16 protein-coding genes are annotated in these 18781 nt (G+C 59.8%); all 16 read left to right on the top strand.

Annotation, left to right across the window (positions count from 1 at the left end):
- The first annotated feature begins 3 nt into the window (after positions 1 to 3).
- The 16 genes from KHO31_RS13590 (at position 4) to KHO31_RS13515 (ending at position 17944) form a co-directional block, all read left to right on the top strand.
- Positions 4 to 1788: a branched-chain amino acid ABC transporter ATP-binding protein/permease gene (locus KHO31_RS13590; protein ID WP_201071527.1), complete on the top strand. Its 1785-nt coding sequence runs from the start codon at positions 4 to 6 to the stop codon at positions 1786 to 1788.
- Positions 1789 to 1799: 11 nt separating this feature from the next.
- Positions 1800 to 2552 (top strand): ABC transporter ATP-binding protein, encoded by a 753-nt coding sequence (locus KHO31_RS13585; RefSeq protein WP_201071524.1) that lies wholly within the window; start codon positions 1800 to 1802, stop codon positions 2550 to 2552.
- 175 nt (positions 2553 to 2727) lie between these two features.
- Positions 2728 to 4686 carry a tRNA uridine-5-carboxymethylaminomethyl(34) synthesis enzyme MnmG gene (gene mnmG, locus KHO31_RS13580; protein WP_201071521.1) on the top strand — a complete coding sequence of 653 codons (1959 nt, stop codon included), beginning with the start codon at positions 2728 to 2730 and terminating at the stop codon, positions 4684 to 4686.
- Positions 4683 to 5366, top strand: a complete 684-nt coding sequence (gene rsmG, locus KHO31_RS13575) for a 16S rRNA (guanine(527)-N(7))-methyltransferase RsmG (RefSeq protein WP_201071518.1) — start codon at positions 4683 to 4685, stop codon at positions 5364 to 5366. Before mnmG ends, rsmG begins: the two co-directional genes overlap by 4 nt.
- 86 nt (positions 5367 to 5452) lie before the next feature.
- The gene (locus tag KHO31_RS13570; protein WP_201071515.1) at positions 5453 to 6244 is read left to right on the top strand and encodes a ParA family protein; all 792 of its coding nucleotides are present in this window, start codon (positions 5453 to 5455) and stop codon (positions 6242 to 6244) included.
- Positions 6245 to 6262: 18 nt separating this feature from the next.
- Entirely contained in the window at positions 6263 to 7150 is an 888-nt protein-coding gene (locus KHO31_RS13565; protein ID WP_201071512.1) for a ParB/RepB/Spo0J family partition protein, read from the top strand.
- An 895-nt stretch (positions 7151 to 8045) separates the two neighbouring features.
- Positions 8046 to 8591 (top strand): ATP synthase subunit I, encoded by a 546-nt coding sequence (locus KHO31_RS13560; protein ID WP_201071509.1) that lies wholly within the window; start codon positions 8046 to 8048, stop codon positions 8589 to 8591.
- Between the two features lie 161 nt (positions 8592 to 8752).
- Positions 8753 to 9604, top strand: coding sequence for a F0F1 ATP synthase subunit A (atpB, locus tag KHO31_RS13555; RefSeq protein WP_120346433.1), 852 nt, complete (start codon positions 8753 to 8755; stop codon positions 9602 to 9604).
- Between the two features lie 93 nt (positions 9605 to 9697).
- Positions 9698 to 9967 carry a F0F1 ATP synthase subunit C gene (gene atpE / locus KHO31_RS13550; protein WP_007180033.1) on the top strand — a complete coding sequence of 90 codons (270 nt, stop codon included), beginning with the start codon at positions 9698 to 9700 and terminating at the stop codon, positions 9965 to 9967.
- Between the two features lie 138 nt (positions 9968 to 10105).
- A complete protein-coding gene (locus tag KHO31_RS13545; RefSeq protein ID WP_074281809.1) occupies positions 10106 to 10576 on the top strand; it encodes a F0F1 ATP synthase subunit B in 471 nt (156 codons plus the stop codon).
- A gap of 2 nt (positions 10577 to 10578) precedes the next feature.
- Complete coding sequence (locus KHO31_RS13540) at positions 10579 to 11118, top strand: F0F1 ATP synthase subunit delta (protein WP_201071507.1); 540 nt, start codon at positions 10579 to 10581, stop codon at positions 11116 to 11118.
- A gap of 58 nt (positions 11119 to 11176) precedes the next feature.
- A complete protein-coding gene (gene atpA, locus KHO31_RS13535) occupies positions 11177 to 12718 on the top strand; it encodes a F0F1 ATP synthase subunit alpha (RefSeq protein ID WP_201071505.1) in 1542 nt (513 codons plus the stop codon).
- A gap of 139 nt (positions 12719 to 12857) precedes the next feature.
- Positions 12858 to 13742, top strand: coding sequence for a F0F1 ATP synthase subunit gamma (gene atpG, locus KHO31_RS13530; protein WP_201071502.1), 885 nt, complete (start codon positions 12858 to 12860; stop codon positions 13740 to 13742).
- A 115-nt stretch (positions 13743 to 13857) separates the two neighbouring features.
- Positions 13858 to 15252: a F0F1 ATP synthase subunit beta gene (gene atpD / locus KHO31_RS13525; RefSeq protein ID WP_172161962.1), complete on the top strand. Its 1395-nt coding sequence runs from the start codon at positions 13858 to 13860 to the stop codon at positions 15250 to 15252.
- A 201-nt stretch (positions 15253 to 15453) separates the two neighbouring features.
- Complete coding sequence (locus KHO31_RS13520; RefSeq protein WP_201071499.1) at positions 15454 to 15879, top strand: F0F1 ATP synthase subunit epsilon; 426 nt, start codon at positions 15454 to 15456, stop codon at positions 15877 to 15879.
- A gap of 334 nt (positions 15880 to 16213) precedes the next feature.
- A complete protein-coding gene (locus KHO31_RS13515; protein WP_211623548.1) occupies positions 16214 to 17944 on the top strand; it encodes an AMP-binding protein in 1731 nt (576 codons plus the stop codon).
- The last annotated feature ends 837 nt before the right edge of the window (positions 17945 to 18781 follow it).

The following is an 18781-nucleotide window of genomic DNA, read 5'->3' as shown; positions in this document are numbered from 1 at the left end:
ACGATGAAACGGATCATGAAAAACAAGTTCTTCTGGCTGTTCCTCGTGGTGCTGTTCGCGTTGCCGGTGTTGCCGCACCCGATTCATGTGCCCGAGTACTGGGTGACGCTGCTCAACTACATCGGCCTGTATTCGATCGTCGCGATCGGTCTCGTGCTGCTGACGGGTATCGGCGGGATGACGAGCTTCGGGCAGGCGGCGTTCGTCGGTATCGGCGCCTATGCGACCGCGTATCTGACGACGACGTACGGCGTGTCGCCGTGGCTCGCACTGATCGCGGGCGTGGTGGTGACGGCGTTGATTGCCCTGATGCTGGGGCTGGTGACGATGCGGCTATCGGGCCACTTCCTGCCGCTCGGCACGATCGCGTGGGGGCTGGCGCTGTTCTATCTGTTCGGCAACCTGGAGATGCTCGGCAAGTACGACGGCATCAACGGGATTCCGGTGCTGAATGTTTTCGGCATCAACTTGGAGTCCGGCCGCCATATCTATTACCTGATCTGGGTGGTGGTGCTCGGCGCGGTGATTTCTGTTCAAAATCTGCTTAATAGCCGGCCTGGGCGGGCGATCCGTGCACTGCGCGGCGGCGGCATGATGGCCGAAGCAATGGGCGTCAACACGGCGTGGATGCGCGTGGTGATCTTCGTGTATGCCGCAGTGCTGGCGTCGATTTCAGGTTTTCTTTACGCCCACCTGCAACGCGCGGTGAATCCGACGCCGTTTGGTCTGAACCACGGCATCGAGTTTCTGTTCATGGCAGTGGTGGGTGGTGTGTCGCACGTCTGGGGCGCCGTGCTCGGTGCAGCGATCCTGACCATCTTGCAGGACTATCTGCAAACGCTGCTGCCCAAGTTGCTTGGCGAGAACGGTAACTTCGAAGTGATCGTGTTCGGCATCCTGATGGTGCTATTGCTGCAATACGCTCGCCAAGGCGTCTGGCCGTTTGTCGCGCGGTTTTTCCCGAAGGGTCCGCGCGCCCATCTGTCGGACCATGCGGAGCCGTTGCCGCAACGCAGCAAGCCGGCCGCCGGTGAAGATCTGCTGACGGTGAATAAGGCGCGCAAGCAGTTCGGCGGGCTGGTCGCGGTGAACGATGTCAGCTTCGAGGTGAAAGCAGGGCAGATCATCGGCTTAATCGGCCCGAATGGCGCCGGCAAGTCGACCACCTTCAATCTGGTCACGGGCGTGCTGCAAGCGACGAGCGGCGAAATCACGTTCCGCGGGGAGCGTATCGATTCGCTGAGTTCACGTGAAATCGTCAAGCGCGGCATTGGCCGCACCTTCCAGCACGTCAAAATGCTACCTGGGATGACGGTGCTGGAGAACGTTGCGATCGGCGCGCATCTGCGTGGTCAGGCCGGCGTGTGGCGCAGCGTTGCGCGCCTGAACGGCGCGGAAGAAGCGCGCTTGATGGCCGAGGCGGCTCGCCAGATTCGTCGCGTCGGGCTCGAGCAGCATATGTACGACGAAGCGGGCAGCCTGGCGTTGGGGCAGCAGCGGATTCTCGAAATCGCTCGCGCGCTGTGCTGCGATCCGACGCTGCTGCTACTGGACGAACCTGCCGCCGGTCTGCGGTATCAGGAAAAACTTCAATTGGCGGACTTACTGCGCCGCCTCAAAGCCGAAGGCATGAGCGTGCTGCTGGTCGAGCACGATATGGATTTCGTGATGAATCTCACCGATCGTCTGGTGGTGATGGAGTTCGGCACGCGAATCGCAGAAGGCCTGCCGCAGGATGTCCAGCAAGATCCGGCTGTGCTCGAAGCGTATCTGGGCGGGGTGGAATGATGGAGAACACGATGAATGCTGCCGCACCGATTCTCGACGTGAACGGTTTGTCGGTCCGCTATGGCAAGGTCGAAGCGCTGCACGGCGCTGCGATCAAAGTGCGCCCCGGGCAGATCGTCTCGGTGATTGGCCCGAACGGCGCAGGCAAGTCGACGTTGCTGAATGCGATCATGGGCGCGCTGCCGACCACTGGCCATGCGAAAGGCGTGGTTCTGTATCAAGGTGAAGACGTCAGCGCGGTGCCGGTTGAAAAACGGGTCGCGCGAGGCATGTGCCTCGTGCCGGAGAAGCGGGAGTTGTTTGCGTCGATGACCGTTGAAGACAATCTGGTTCTCGGCGCCTATCGGCGCAAACGGGCAGGGGAGCGCGACTTTCTCGATCAACTCGAGCCGGTCTTTACGCTTTTTCCGCGCTTGAAAGAGCGTCGGAAGCAGGCGGCCGGGACGCTATCCGGCGGTGAACGGCAGATGCTGGCGGTCGGGCGTGCCTTGATGGGCAAACCCGATCTGCTGATGCTCGACGAACCGAGCTTGGGTCTCGCGCCGCTGATTGTGAAGGAAATCTTCCATATCATTAGTGCGCTGCGGCAGACCGGTGTTGCGACGCTGCTGATCGAGCAGAACGCACGTGCTGCGCTGCAAATCTCCGACTATGGCTACGTGCTTGAAACCGGTGAACTGGCGTTGGAAGGGCCCGCGGCAGATCTGGCGCAGAATCCGCGCGTGATCGAAACGTATCTCGGGTTGGCCAAGAAAGTGGCTTAATTCCCCATTTTTGTTCAGATCGCTGCGGTTCGAAGCGGTGTGTTTCACGTGAAACACACCGCTTTTTTGTTGCCTGGCCATTCGGCCGAAATTCGGGCCTAAACCGAACCCGTTATAATTCGCCCATACATTTTCCTTTGAAAGGCTCACGCGACGATCTGGCGTGAGATCCGCGATGCTTTTTCCCACAGAATTTGACGTAATCGTCGTCGGCGGCGGTCATGCCGGCACCGAAGCCGCCTTGGCTTCGGCACGTATGGGCAATACCACCCTCCTGCTGACGCATAACATCGAAACCCTCGGTCAGATGAGCTGCAATCCGTCCATTGGCGGTATTGGCAAGGGCCATCTGGTGAAGGAAGTCGATGCGCTTGGCGGTGCGATGGCGGCTGCGACGGACGAGGGCGGGATTCAGTTCCGTATCCTCAATTCGTCAAAGGGGCCTGCTGTTCGTGCAACGCGCGCGCAGGCGGACCGTCTGCTGTACAAGCAGGCGATCCGGCATCGGCTGGAAAATCAGCCGAACCTGTGGCTGTTCCAGCAGGCGGTCGACGATCTGATGGTGGAGGGCGACCGCGTCGTCGGCGCAGTGACGCAGGTCGGGATTCGTTTCCGCTCGCGCGCAGTCGTCTTGACGGCTGGAACGTTCCTCGACGGCAAGATTCACGTGGGTTTGAACAACTACACCGGTGGCCGTGCCGGCGATCCGGCAGCGGTGTCGCTGTCCGCACGCCTCAAGGAATTGAAGCTGCCCCAAGGCCGCCTGAAGACCGGGACGCCGCCGCGTATCGACGGCCGGACGATCGACTTTTCGAAGCTCGAAGAGCAACCGGGTGATCTGGATCCGGTGCCGGTTTTTTCGTTTCTGGGGCGCGTCGAGCAGCATCCGCGCCAAGTGCCGTGCTGGGTCACGCATACGAATGAGCGTACGCACGACATCATCCGCGGCGGTCTTGACCGTTCGCCGATGTACACGGGCGTGATCGAAGGGGTAGGGCCGCGGTATTGCCCGTCGATCGAAGACAAGATTCACCGCTTCGCGTCGAAGGAATCGCATCAGATCTTCCTCGAACCGGAAGGGTTGACGACCAACGAGTTCTATCCAAATGGGATTTCCACCAGTCTGCCGTTCGACGTGCAGCTGGAACTCGTGCGATCAATGCGTGGTCTGGAGCACGCGCATATTCTGCGGCCGGGCTATGCGATCGAATACGACTACTTTGATCCGCGTGGACTGAAGGCATCGCTGGAAACCAAGGTAATCAACGGGCTGTTCTTTGCGGGCCAGATCAATGGCACCACCGGTTACGAAGAGGCGGCTGCTCAAGGTTTGCTGGCGGGGATTAACGCCGGCTTGCACGTGCAGGGCAGGGACGCATGGTGCCCGCGCCGCGATCAGGCGTACTTGGGGGTTCTGGTCGACGATCTGGTGACGCAGGGGGTGTCCGAGCCGTATCGCATGTTCACGAGCCGGGCCGAATACCGTTTGAGTCTGCGTGAAGATAACGCCGATATGCGTCTGACGGAGATCGGGCGCGAGCTTGGCGTGGTCGACGACGTCCGGTGGGACGCATTCAGCCGCAAGCGCGAGGCTGTTTCACGTGAAACAGAGCGCCTTCGTACGACGTGGGTCAATCCTAAGACGTTACCGGCAGAAGAAGCGACTGCGTTGCTCGGCAAACCAATCGACCACGAATACAGCTTGGCCGATCTGCTGCGCCGTCCGGGCGTGACATACGACGGCGTCTGCGGTTTGCGCGCGGGGGCATGTGCTGCGCCTGAAACGCTGGCCGAAGACGACGTTCTGCTCGCCCAGATCAAGGAACAGATCGAGATTGGCATCAAGTATCAAGGGTATATCGACCGCCAGGCCGATGAGATTGAGCGGAATGAGTCGCACGAAAGTACGCGGTTGCCGGAAGGTTTGGATTACGCCGAAGTAAGGGGGCTATCGTTCGAGGCGCGTCAGAAGCTGACGCAGTTCCGCCCTGAGACCATCGGCCAGGCGTCGCGTATCTCCGGCATTACCCCGGCGGCGATCTCCTTGCTGATGGTCCACCTGAAACGTGGCTTGGGGCGTCGTTCGACGAAACCCGCCGAACCCGGCACCGACAGCACGCCGGTGGCGCAATGACGGTGAGTCAGAAGGGAAGGGGTAACGAGGCACTAGCGCCGATATTAGCGGACGGCGTTCGCGAGCTCGGCCTCGATCTAAGCGACGCGCAACTCGGCAAACTACTTGACTACGTTGCGCTGCTGTCCAAGTGGAACGCCGTCTACAACCTGACGGCGATTCGCGACCCGAGGCAGATGCTCATCCAGCACATCCTGGATTCGCTTTCGATCGTGCCGCATCTCGCTACGCGCGGCGCTTCCTCGGTGCTGGACGTGGGTTCCGGTGGCGGATTACCTGGTATCGTGCTCGCAATTGTGTTGCCTGACTGGACCGTCACCGTGAACGACATCGTTCACAAGAAGACTGCTTTTCAGGCTCAGGCCAAAGCTGAGCTTGGCCTTATGAATCTGTCGGTCGTCACGGGGCGCGTCGAGACTTTGCAGCCGGGCGCCGAAGTACCGGCAAAGTTCGACGTAATCGTGTCGCGCGCATTCGCAGAGCTCTCGGATTTCGTTACACTGGCCCGTCATCTGGTTGCGGAGCACGGTGCGATCTGGGCGATGAAGGGGGTGCGCCCGGATGGCGAGATCGAGCGCCTGCCAGCGGGTACACACGTGGAACAGATTATTCGACTGAACGTGCCGTCGCTCGACGCGGAGCGGCATCTGATCAAGGTTCTGGTGGACGCCGACAACTGACAGGCGCTACCTGCAGGTGCAAGGCACGCACCGCGTACCAGAAGCGCTTTCTACTTTATTCAAGCAGCAAAAGGGACACACCAACGATGGCAAAAATCTTCTGCGTTGCGAACCAGAAGGGCGGCGTCGGCAAGACGACGACGGCGGTCAATCTGGCCGCGAGCTTGGCAGCGCAGGAACAGCGAGTCCTTCTCATCGATCTGGACCCGCAGGGCAATGCCACGATGGGCAGCGGCGTCGACAAGGCCGCATGCACAAACACCGTCTACGAAGTGCTCGTGGATGGCGTGTCGGTGGCAGATGCGCGAGTACGCCCAGAAGCCGTCGGCTACGACGTGCTGCCCGCTAACCGTGAACTCGCAGGTGCCGAGGTTGAACTGGTCGGCGTGCAGAACCGTGAGCGCCAAATGAAGGTCGCCTTGGCGGCGGTCGAAAGTGAGTACGATTTCGTCCTGATCGACTGTCCGCCGGCTTTGTCGCTGCTGACGCTCAACGGCTTATGCGCCGCGCACGGCGTGGTGATTCCGATGCAGTGCGAGTACTTCGCGCTCGAGGGGCTGTCCGACCTGGTCAACACGATCAAACAGGTGCATGCGAACCTGAATCGCGATCTGAAGGTGATCGGCCTGCTGCGCGTCATGTTCGATCCGCGCATCACATTGCAACAGCAAGTTTCGGATCAGCTGAAGGAGCACTTTGGGGACAAGGTGTTCGATGTGGTGATCCCGCGCAACGTGCGTCTTGCCGAGGCGCCTAGCTATGGGTTGCCGGGCGTTGTGTTCGATAAGGCGTCGCGCGGCGCCCAGGCGTATGTGCAGTTCGGTGCAGAGATGATTGAGCGGGTGCGCACATTGAATGACGCGCCCCAGGCGTCCTAAGCGGATCGAGGAAGCACGATGAATGCAGTAGCAAGAAAAAAAGGGTTGGGCCGCGGCCTGGAAGCACTGCTTGGTGGCAGTGCGGACATTACCGAGGCTATGGCGATCGAAGGTGCACCGCACGTGCTGCCGCTCAGCAAGCTGCAGGCCGGCAAGTACCAGCCGCGCACGCGTATGGACGAAGGCGCATTGCAGGAATTGGCGGCCAGCATCCGTGCCCAGGGGCTGATGCAGCCGATCCTCGTGCGACCGGTTTCGGCGGATAAGTACGAGATCATTGCCGGCGAGCGGCGTTTCCGCGCTGCACGCCTTGCCGGACTCGACGAGGTGCCGGTGCTGGTGAAGGACGTGCCAGACCAGGCCGCCGCGGCGATGGCGCTGATCGAGAATATCCAGCGCGAAGATCTGAATCCGCTGGAAGAAGCGCAGGGTATTCAGCGCTTGCTCGACGAGTTCAATTTCACGCATGAGCAAGCGGCTGAATCGGTAGGGCGCTCGCGCAGCGCTGTATCGAATCTGCTGCGTTTGCTGAATCTGGCGGCGCCGGTGCAGACGATGTTGCTGGCCGGTGATCTCGACATGGGCCATGCACGCGCGCTACTGGCAGTCGACGCTGCGACGCAGATCACGCTGGCCAACCAGGTCGTCAACAAGCGCATGTCGGTACGCGAGACCGAAAAGCTGGTGACGACGACCACCAAGGCTGCGCCCGCAGTAAAGGCGCGGGCGAATCAGGACGGTGGTCGCGACACGCGGCGGCTTGAAGAGGAGTTGTCCGATCTGCTCTCAGCAACCGTAAAGATCAAGCTCGGCCGGCGCGGCCGTGGCCAGGTACTGGTGGATTTCGGCGATCTGGATGCGCTGGAAGGCATTCTTGTCCGGTTGCGTGGTAACGCTACAGTCTAATCATGGCGGGTTGAACGTGGAAGCGTTGAACATGCTTGCGGCCTGGCTGGGTCTCGCTCGCAAGCTGTTCGGCGCGTTTCGTGTGTTTTCGGCAGCGGTGGTGGAGCGCGGTCGTACCTGCTGTAAGTCTGGCTCGTTTGACGCTCTCCTTGATTGATCGAAAACCTAGGTGGATGTCGGTTGGATTCCTAACTGTTTGCCATGTTTAATAGTAAGGATTGCGATGTATTGGCCTGCCCTGATATTTTCGCCGTGACGCAGGCTTAGCTGGGTTGTGCGGCGATCTGAGTTGGTCGCTCAGGCGTGGTTGCTTGCGGGTTAGCCTTACCACTGCACCTGGTTCCACTTACTTCGTCCTTTGGCGTGTTCGGATCTGGCAACGCGCGTTGTGTGCCGACACGCGGATGGGCCAGGCGAAGTGCAGAGCGGGCATCGAAATGAAGTAGCTGGCGCCTGCTTGCTCGCGGCGTCGATCGTCCGATGCAGAGGGCCGCGTTCTACGTTGTCTGATCGCCATAGGAAAAGAGGGTCGACAGCCGCCGTCTCTCTACTACCCTGTGCCGTCCTTCATGTCCACCAAAGCTGCCAAAAACCATCGTCTGTTGCATTTTTGAGACGTCCGTCGCAGCGTCGAAACGACGCATTCGCGCACTTCAACCTCACCGATTCATTGCGCATGTTTTGCCATCCCCCGACCGCCTTACATTTGCCGTGTACAAGTCGGGCGAGACCGCGTTCCCGCATGGTGAAGGCCGTTTTCACGCTGGTTATTGAACGGCCTAAAGTCTTGAATTGCCTGCAACTATCGCTTACAATCGCCCGGATTTAATTGCACGGCAACCCCGTAAGCGCAGCGTAAGCTCGCGGGCTGGAACAAGACTTTCGGAACACTGCGATGGCGGTTAAAACGTCGAATCAAGCGCCGAAGAATGGGCGTGACGACCACCGCGCTGAACGCACCGTTTCCGTTGCGTCCACCGGTCAGCACGTTACAACTGACGATGCGTGGGATGTCGAGCAACAAGATAACAATATCGTTCCGCTCACCCGGGTCGAGGCTGAAAAGCTGTTTGGCCCGAATGTGAGTCGTCCATCGCGTGTCACGCCTTTCAAGGTCGTGGCGGCGCAAATGGTTTTGTCCCTGGGTGCGACGCTGGTGTGGTGGCTGTTCTACAAGCCGCCGGGCGCTGCTGCGCTGTCCGCGTTCCTGGGGGGAGCGATCTGCTGGGTGCCGAGCGCGCTGTTCGCGGCACGTCTTAGAACGCTGAGCGGCGCCAAAACAGCGATGAGCTGGATGATTGGCGAAGCGCTCAAGATGGGGACAACGATCGCGATGTTTGTAGCCATCGCCTTCTGGTATCACGACGTATGCTGGGTGCCGCTGCTCGTGACTTACCTCATCGCGCTCAAGACTTACTGGATCGCCCTCGCGTGGCGTTAAGGTCGTAGCAGAGAGTAGCAGCACAAAATTCAGGCTGGCGCGCAGCGCTGGCGTAAGGAGTGCGGATATGACACGATCCGCACCCGGTGTGTTCCCGCAATACAGAATTGCGGCGGGAACGACCTAAGACGATTTTCGACAATTTGGGTGGCATTAACGATATGGCAGCTAGCGAAGGCACGCGCGCTCTGGATCCGTCCGAGTACATCGCGCACCACTTGCAGAACTTTTCCACCGCGCACCAGACGTCGATTTTCGACATTCACGTGTGGAATCTGGACACCCTTTTCTGGTCGATCGTTTGTGGTCTGGCCACGATCGCCATCTTGCATCTGGCAGCCCGCAAGGCGACGTCCGGCGTGCCGGGTCGTTTCCAGTGCGCGATCGAAATGCTGGTCGAGATGGTCGAAGATCAATCGAAGTCGATGATCCACGGCTCGCGCACCTTCATCGCACCGCTGGCACTGACCGTGTTCGTCTGGGTCGCATTGATGAACTCGCTCGACTTTATCCCCGTTGACCTGCCGGGTCGCGTGATTGGCTGGCTGGGTCTGTCGCAAGTCATTCCCCATCATCGCATCGTGCCGACGGCCGACCTGAACGGTACGCTCGGTATCGCACTCGGCGTGTTCGCGCTGATGATTTACTACAACTTCAAGATCAAGGGCGCAGGCGGCTTCGTGCATGAACTGCTGTCGGCTCCGTTCGGCGCGCATCCGCTGCTGTGGATCCCGAACCTTGCATTGAACATCATCGAGTTCGTCGCAAAGACGGTCTCGCTCGGCATGCGGCTGTTCGGCAACATGTACGCGGGCGAACTGTTGTTCCTGCTGATTGCCCTGCTCGGCAGCATGTGGGGTTTCGGCGCGGACGCGTCAGTGCTCGGCTTTATCGGCCACGTCATCGCAGGCACGGTTTGGGCGATCTTTCACATCCTGATCGTTCTGCTGCAGGCATTCATTTTCATGATGCTGACGCTGGTGTACATCGGACAGGCACACGACAGCCACTAATCACGGCGTGTCGAGCGACGAATTGTTTTTAGTTTTGCTTTATTAAATCCCAGTTCCAACCAGTTCTAAAAGACTTTTCACAAAGGAGTGATCATGCAAGCTTTCATCGCCAACATCCAGGGTCTGACCGCCATCGGTATCGGCATCATCATCGGCCTGGGTGCAATCGGCGCCTGTATCGGTATCGGCCTGATGGGCGGCAAGTACATCGAAGCATGTGCTCGTCAACCTGAACTGATGAACCCGCTGCAAACCAAGATGTTCCTGCTGGCTGGTCTGATCGATGCTGCGTTCCTGATTGGCGTTGGTGTGGCAATGCTGTTCGCGTTCGCGAACCCGCTGCTGTCGAAGCTGGCAGGCTGAGGTTCCTCGGAAGTTTGCGCCTGAGCTATAACTAGTGAAGGTGCAGGGCGGAACGGGCACTTAGGCGCTGATCGAATACAGAATCGATGAGCGCCTTGCCGTTTCACTTTCCGAACTAGCAACGTTTAAGGAAACACCGTGAATCTCAACGCAACCCTGTTTGCGCAAATGGTCGTGTTCCTGATCCTCGCGTGGTTCACGATGAAGTTCGTGTGGCCGCCGTTGATCAACGCCCTCGACGAGCGCTCGAAGAAGATTGCTGACGGTTTGTCTGCCGCTGAAAAGGGCAAGGCTGAACTCGAAGCCGCTCACAAGCGCGTCGACCAGGAACTCGCTCAGGCACGCAACGATGGTCAGCAACGCATTGCTGACGCAGAAAAGCGCGCTGTGACAGTCGCTGACGAAATCAAGGCTCAAGCACAAGCTGAAGCCGCTCGCATCATCGCGCAAGCGAAGGCCGACGCGGACCAGCAAGTCGTGAAGGCGCGCGAAACGCTGCGCGGCGAAGTCGCCGCACTCGCCGTGAAGGGCGCTGAACAGATCCTGAAGCGCGAAGTCGACCAGGCAGCTCACGCTGACCTGCTGAATCAACTGAAAGCCGAGCTCTGATCATGGCCGAACTTGCAACCATCGCCCGTCCGTACGCAGAAGCGCTGTTTGGCGTGGCCGAAGCTGGTGACATCGCCGCCTGGTCCACGCTCGTGCAGGAGCTGGCACAGGTTGCGCGTCTGCCCGAAGTGCTGTCGATCGCCTCGAGCCCGAAAGTAAGCCGCGCCCAGGTCAGCGAACTGCTGCTGGCCGCGGTCAAGTCGCCGCTCAAGGACAACGCGCAAGCGAAGAATCTGGTGCAAATGCTGGTCGATAACCATCGCCTGCAATTGCTGCCGGAAATCGCTGTGCAGTTCGAAGAGTTGAAGAATGCCCGCGAAGGGGCGGCAGATGTGCTGATCGTCAGCGCATTCCCGCTCGAAGGCGCGCAGTTGAACGAACTCGTCGCAAGTCTCGAACGCAAATTCAAGCGCAAGCTGAAGCCGACGGTCGAAGTCGACGCGTCGCTCATCGGCGGCGTGCGCGTGACGGTCGGCGACGAAGTGCTCGATACCTCGGTCCGCGCGCGGCTTGCCAGCATGCAGACGGCTCTGACGGCCTGAAGCGCCTGAGGCGTTTTAGCGGCTGGCACGCAACAGAATTGACTATCAGGAGCGAATAATGCAACTCAATCCCTCTGAGATCAGCGAGCTGATCAAGAGCCGGATCCAGGGCCTTGAAGCGAGCGCAGACGTTCGCAACCAGGGCACCGTGATCTCCGTGACCGACGGTATCGTGCGTATCCACGGCCTGTCGGAAGTGATGCAGGGCGAAATGCTCGAATTCCCGGGCAACACCTTCGGTCTCGCACTGAACCTCGAGCGCGACTCGGTCGGCGCCGTGATTCTGGGTGAGTACGAACACATTTCGGAAGGCGACATCGTCAAGACGACGGGCCGCATTCTCGAAGTGCCGGTGGGTCCGGAGCTGCTCGGCCGCGTGGTCGACGCACTCGGCAACCCGATCGACGGCAAGGGCCCGATCAACGCGAAGAAGACCGACGCAATCGAAAAGATTGCTCCGGGCGTGATCTGGCGTAAGTCGGTTTCGGAACCGGTCCAAACCGGTCTGAAGTCGATCGACGCAATGGTGCCGGTTGGCCGTGGCCAGCGCGAGCTGATCATTGGCGACCGCCAGTGCGGCAAGACCGCAGTCGCAGTCGACGCGATCATCAACCAGAAGGGCAAGAACCTCTTCTGTATCTACGTCGCGATCGGCCAGAAGGCTTCGTCGATCATGAACGTGGTCCGCAAGCTGGAAGAAACCGGCGCGCTGGAATACACGATCGTCGTGGCCGCTTCGGCTTCGGAATCGGCAGCGATGCAATACCTCGCGCCGTACGCCGGCTGCTCGATGGGCGAATACTTCCGCGACCGCGGTCAAGACGCGCTGATCGTTTATGACGACTTGACCAAGCAGGCTTGGGCATACCGTCAGATCTCGCTGCTGCTGCGCCGCCCGCCGGGCCGCGAAGCTTACCCGGGTGACGTGTTCTATCTGCACTCGCGTCTGCTGGAGCGTGCTGCTCGCGTCTCGGAAGAGTACGTCGAGAAGTTCACGAACGGCGAAGTGAAGGGCAAGAGCGGTTCGCTGACGGCACTGCCGGTCATTGAAACGCAAGCAGGCGACGTGACCGCATTCGTTCCGACGAACGTGATCTCGATTACCGACGGCCAGATCTTCCTGGAAACCGACCTCTTCAACGCAGGTATCCGCCCGGCAATTAACGCCGGCGTGTCGGTCTCGCGCGTTGGTGGTGCGGCTCAAACCAAGGTTGTGAAGAAGCTGTCGGGCGGTATTCGTACCGACTTGGCACAGTACCGTGAACTCGCAGCATTCGCGCAGTTCGCATCGGACCTCGACGAAGCCACCCGCAAGCAGCTGGAGCGCGGCCGCCGCGTGACGGAACTGCTGAAGCAGCCGCAGTATCAGCCGCTGCAAGTGTGGGAACTGGCTGTCTCGCTGTTCGCCGCGAACAACGGCTACCTCGACGATCTGGAAGTTGCGCAAGTGCTGCCGTTCGAAAAAGGCCTGCGCGACTATCTGAAGACGAGCCACGCTGACCTGGTCAAGCGCATCGAAGATACCAAGGAACTCTCGAAGGACGACGAAGCCCTGCTGCATACGGCTCTCAAAGACTTCAAGAAGTCCGGCGCTTATTGATCTGCGAGTGATCCGCAAGGCATAAACGGACCTTGAAGCGGCGCGGACCGCAGGCAACTGAACCCGCGCCGCTTCGATCGCTTTGCATGGGACCCGAGTAAGCGCTAAAGCGCTAACTCGGGCCGACAAGGAGCAAGCAATGGCTGGAATGAAGGAAATTCGCGGCAAGATCAAGAGCGTGCAAAACACGCGCAAGATCACGAAAGCGATGGAGATGGTGGCCGCATCGAAGATGCGCCGCGCTCAGGAGCGCATGCGCGCTGCTCGCCCGTATGCCGACAAGGTCCGCGATATCGCTGCGCACATGAGCCGTGCGAACCCGGAGTATCGTCACCCGTTCATGGTGTCGAACGAAGGTGCGAAAACGGCCGGCATCATCCTCGTCACGACCGATAAAGGTCTGTGCGGTGGTATGAACACCAACGTGCTGCGCGCGTCGCTGCAGAAGTTCAAGGAACTGGAAGGCCAGGGCAAGACGATCGAAGCAACTGCGATCGGCACCAAGGGTCTGGGTTTCCTGAACCGTCTGCGCGCCAAGGTGGTGTCGAATGTCGTGCATCTGGGCGACACGCCGCATCTGGAAAAGCTGATCGGCGCGGTGAAGGTGCAGCTCGACATGTACTCGGAAGGCAAGGTTTCGGCGGTGTACCTCGCGTACACGCGCTTCGTCAACACGATGAAGCAAGAGCCGGTGATCGAGCAACTGCTGCCGCTGTCGGCAGACCAGTTCGAGCGCAAGGACGAAGACGGCGCGACGCCGAGCACGCAGTGGGACTACATCTACGAGCCGGATGCACAGGCAGTGGTGGATGAACTGCTGGTGCGTTATGTCGAAGCGCTGGTCTATCAGGCCGTCGCGGAAAACATGGCATCGGAGCAGTCGGCACGAATGGTCGCAATGAAGGCCGCTTCGGACAATGCGAAGACGGTCATCAACGAACTGCAGCTCGTGTACAACAAGAGCCGTCAGGCCGCGATCACGAAAGAATTGTCGGAAATCGTCGGTGGCGCAGCGGCAGTCTGACCATAAAGGTCAAGCACGCCGCTTCGTGTGCGCCTTCGTGGCGCATCCGCCTAGGCGACCCCACCGAAACTGCGCCTTTGCGCGAGTGAAGAATTGAGTATCTAAAGGAAAAGCGATGAGTACTACTGCTTTGGTAGAAGGCAAGATCGTACAGTGCATCGGCGCGGTGATCGACGTGGAATTCCCGCGTTCGGACATGCCGAAGATTTACGATGCGCTCATTCTCGAAGGTTCGGAACTGACCCTCGAAGTCCAGCAGCAGCTGGGCGACGGCGTCGTCCGTACCATCTGTCTGGGTGCTTCGGACGGTCTGCGCCGCGGCACGACGGTGAAGAACACCGGCAAGCCGATCAGCGTGCCGGTTGGCAAGCCCACCCTCGGCCGGATCATGGACGTGCTGGGTCGCCCGATCGACGAAGCCGGCCCGATCAACTCGGACGTGGTTCGCGGTATTCACCAGAAGGCTCCGGCGTTCGACGAACTGTCGCCGTCGACGGAACTGCTCGAAACCGGCATCAAGGTTATCGACCTGATCTGCCCGTTCGCCAAGGGCGGTAAGGTTGGCCTGTTCGGTGGCGCCGGCGTGGGCAAGACCGTGAACATGATGGAACTGATCAACAACATCGCTAAGGAACACGGTGGTTACTCCGTGTTCGCCGGTGTTGGCGAGCGTACCCGCGAAGGGAACGACTTCTATCACGAAATGAAGGACTCGAACGTTCTCGACAAGGTCGCGCTGGTGTACGGCCAGATGAACGAGCCGCCGGGCAACCGTCTGCGCGTCGCGCTGACCGGTCTGACGATGGCTGAGCACTTCCGTGACGAAGGCCTCGACGTGCTGTTCTTCGTCGACAACATCTACCGTTTCACGCTGGCAGGCACGGAAGTGTCGGCACTGCTCGGCCGTATGCCGTCGGCAGTGGGCTATCAGCCGACGCTGGCTGAAGAAATGGGTAAGCTGCAAGAGCGTATTACGTCGACCAAGACCGGCTCGATCACGTCGGTTCAGGCCGTGTACGTCCCTGCGGATGACTTGACCGACCCGTCGCCGGCTACGACTTTCGGCCACTTGGACGCAACGGTCGTGTTGTCGCGTGACATCGCTTCGCTGGGTATCTACCCGGCAGTGGACCCGCTCGATTCGACCTCGCGTCAGATCGACCCGAACGTGATTGGTGAAGAGCACTACTCGATCACGCGCGGCGTGCAGCAAACGCTGCAGCGCTACAAGGAACTGCGCGACATTATCGCGATTCTGGGTATGGACGAACTGGCGCCAGAAGACAAGCTCGCCGTGGCGCGTGCTCGTAAGATCCAGCGTTTCCTGTCGCAGCCGTTCCACGTCGCTGAAGTGTTCACGGGCTCGCCGGGCAAGTACGTGCCGCTGAAGGAAACGATCCGTGGCTTCAAGATGATCGTGGAAGGCGAGTGCGATCACCTGCCGGAACAAGCGTTCTACATGGTCGGCACGATCGACGAAGCCTTCGAAAAGGCCAAGAAGATCCAGTAAAGGTCGGGTGTAACGAAGCGGGCGCCGGCCTCGCGCGGGATCGGTACTTAACTGTACCGGCACGCAAAACCGGCGCCTCTTATTACGCTCAACAGCCTTGCATGGGACCAGCGTAAGCGCTAAAGCGCCAACTCTGGTCGAGCCTTGCATGGGACCCGAGTAAGCGCTAAAGCGCTAACTCGGGTCGCAACAGGAGTCGATATGGCAACCATTAAAGTAGACGTCGTCAGCGCGGAAGAGCAAATCTTCTCGGGCCAGGCGAAGTTCGTCGCGCTGCCGGGCGAAGCGGGTGAACTCGGCATTCTGCCGGGCCACACGCCGCTCATCACGCGGATTCGTCCGGGTGCGGTGCGCATCGAAATTGAAAACGGCGAAGAAGAGTTTGTGTTCGTCGCCGGCGGCATTCTCGAAGTCCAACCGGGCGCTGTGACGGTTCTGGCCGACACTGCGATCCGCGGCAAGGATCTCGACGAAGCCAAGGCCGAAGATGCACGCAAGCGTGCGGAAGAGGCGCTGCAAAACACGGGTTCGAACCTCGAATACGCGACCGCGCAAGCGGAACTGGCGTACGCGACGGCTCAGCTCGCTGCGATCCAGCGTCTGCGCAAGTTGCGCGGTCAGAACTAAGCAATACGTAGCAGAGAAAAAGCAGCCCTTCGTGGCTGCTTTTTTTTGACCTCTACTTGACGTTTACGGAAAGGTCAGCAAAATCGCATATGCCGAACGGGCGTTGAGCCGCCGTGGCAGCCAAGGCGGCCGCAGAGGGCGGGTAACACTTGATGCCGTGGACATACGCCGGTGGCACAATCGGTTTCAAATTCCTTTCTCAGGAAGTCGCCGTGCCGCCCCAAGCTTTCCCCCCGCGGGAAGTCCCCTCGAGGGAATGACTCCTCCGGAATCTGGCGCGACAGGCTGAGGGTATTTATTAATAGGGCGAGCTTCCGCTCACGGAGACAACACCATGGCAACGCACATGTCCGGAGAAGACGCACTCATCGAACCCAAAGACAATCTGTCGTATGTCCGAGGATCGACCGAAATTCCGTTGAGCGAAGCGCCCGTTGGGCAATTTCTGCGCGACACTGCGGCGCGCTTTCCTGACCGCCCGGCCGTGGTGTTTCGTGAACAACGAATCCGCTGGAGTTGGAAGGAGTTCGCCGAAGAAGTCGACGTGCTGGCGTCCGGGCTTCTGGCGCTTGGCATCGTGAAGGGTGACCGCGTCGGCATCTGGTCGCCGAACCGGGTGGAATGGCTGCTTACGCAGTTCGCGACCGCGCGCATCGGTGCGGTGCTCGTCAACATCAACCCGGCCTATCGTCTCGCGGAACTCGAGTACGCGTTGAACAAGGTCGGCTGCAAGGCGATCATTGCGGCGGAGCGGTTCAAGACGTCGATGTACCTGGAGATGCTGCAGGAGCTTGCGCCGGAACTGGCGACGCAAACGCCGGGCGAACTGCGCGCCGCTCGTCTGCCCGACCTGCGCTACGTGATTCGCATGTGCGACACGGAAACGCCCGGCATGCTGACCTTTTCCGACGTGATCGAGCAGGGCCGGGCAACACTCGACGTCGTGAAGCTCGACGCCATCGGCGCGACGCTGTCCTGCCACGAGCCGATCAACATTCAGTTCACGAGCGGCACGACGGGCAATCCGAAGGGCGCCACGCTGACCCACAGCAATGTCGTCAACAACGCGCGCTATATCGCGATGGCGATGCGTCTAACGGAGCAGGACGGCCTGTGCATTCCTGTCCCGCTCTACCACTGCTTCGGCATGGTGCTGGCGGTGCTGGCGTGCGTATCGGTCGGCGCGAATATGGTGTTCCCGGGCGAGGGCTTCGACCCGGCTGCGACGCTGGCGGCCGTCGCCGAAGAGCAGTGCACCGCGCTGCACGGGGTGCCGACCATGTTCATCGCGGAACTGGATCATCCGGACTTCGCCACCTATGACTTCTCACGTCTGCGCACCGGCATCATGGCCGGCTCGCCGTGCCCGATCGAGACGATGAAGAAGGTCGTCTCGAAAATGCATCTGAACGAGATCACCATCGCCTACGGCATGACGGAAACAAGCCCGGTGTCCTTCCAGAGTTCGACCACGGACCCGCTCGACAAGCGCACCACGACGGTCGGCCGTATTCAGCCGCACCTGGAAGTGAAGATCGTCGATCCGCTTGGCAAGATCGTGCCGGTGGGCGAGACGGGCGAACTGTGCACCAGGGGCTATTCGGTGATGCAAGGCTACTGGGGCGACGAAGCGAAGACGCGGGAAAGCATTGTCGACGGCTGGATGCACACCGGCGATCTGGCGACGCTCGATGCCGAAGGCTACTGCAACATCGTCGGCCGTCTGAAGGACATGCTGATCCGCGGTGGCGAAAACATCTACCCGCGTGAGATCGAAGAGTTTCTGTTCCGGCATCCGAAGATCCAGAGCGTGCAGGTGTTTGGCGTGCCCGACTCGAAGTACGGCGAGGAAGTGTGTGCGTGGATCGTATTGCGCTCAGGAGAGCAGGCCACAGCCGAGGAAATCCAGCAGTTCTGCCAGGGCCAGATCGCGCACTACAAGGTGCCGAAATACATCCGCTTCGTCGACGAACTGCCGATGACAGTGACTGGGAAAGTACAGAAATTCATCATGCGCGAACGGATGATCAGCGAATTGAAGGTGAAGGAAGACAAGACAGCCTGACGGCAATGCTGGTTTGGCGCCGCACGTAAATTCGCGCGACGCCGACCGGCATTTTGGGGGAACCGTTTGCGTTGGAATGAGCCGCTGTAGGCGGCGAACCTGGCGGCCAGCTCAGCTGCAAAATCAGCTGTCAGCAAGCTCGCAAACGTTTGACCAGACGAAAAAAAAGCGGGCCTGGAGCCCGCTAAAAACCACACGCTACGGGGTTAGCGCGAGGAGACCAAAGATGGAACCAACTGAGACGACGACCCTGCGTCGACTACGGCCCCAGCAGGGATGCCCCTTCACAGGGCTTCGGCATAGGCCGACCGGCAAGTGCATCGTATCCGCTCACACCACGCACCCAGCCACATCCGTGTTGAAACCGTTGAGGGCATTGTGGGCGAATTAACCTACGAGCGCGGTAACAAAGTGTTTCAGGTTGTAACGCCCGTCAGACAAGGCGCTGCGGGACTTATTTCCATTTTGAAACGTTTTAAACGTAATTTTTACCGATGACTGACGGGCAATTTCATACGCCTGATTGATGCGATTCGCGACGCATAGTGCGGCGTAATCCGTTCAGTCGATTCCGCATGAAATAGTTGCACGCTCAACTTCTTTGGAAAGAATTTCCCCTGTCACAGGCGCCTTCCGGCATCAGGCAACCGCCTGGTTCAACGCAGGGCACCCGTGCTGCGCTGCAACACTTCACCCGTGCGAGAAGCGAGCGCAGATGGCCGGATCGTTGGAGCCCTGTCCACGCGCATTGTTCGGTTTCTGCTTAACACATTGGGGTCCGGTTACATGATTGTGCCAGCCATGCGAACCTATTAATGCCTTCAAGCCGCCTGCGTT

The sequence above is a fragment of the Paraburkholderia domus genome (genome assembly GCF_905220705.1).
Taxonomy (GTDB): domain Bacteria; phylum Pseudomonadota; class Gammaproteobacteria; order Burkholderiales; family Burkholderiaceae; genus Paraburkholderia; species Paraburkholderia domus.
This window is presented reverse-complemented; position numbering and strand designations above follow the sequence as displayed.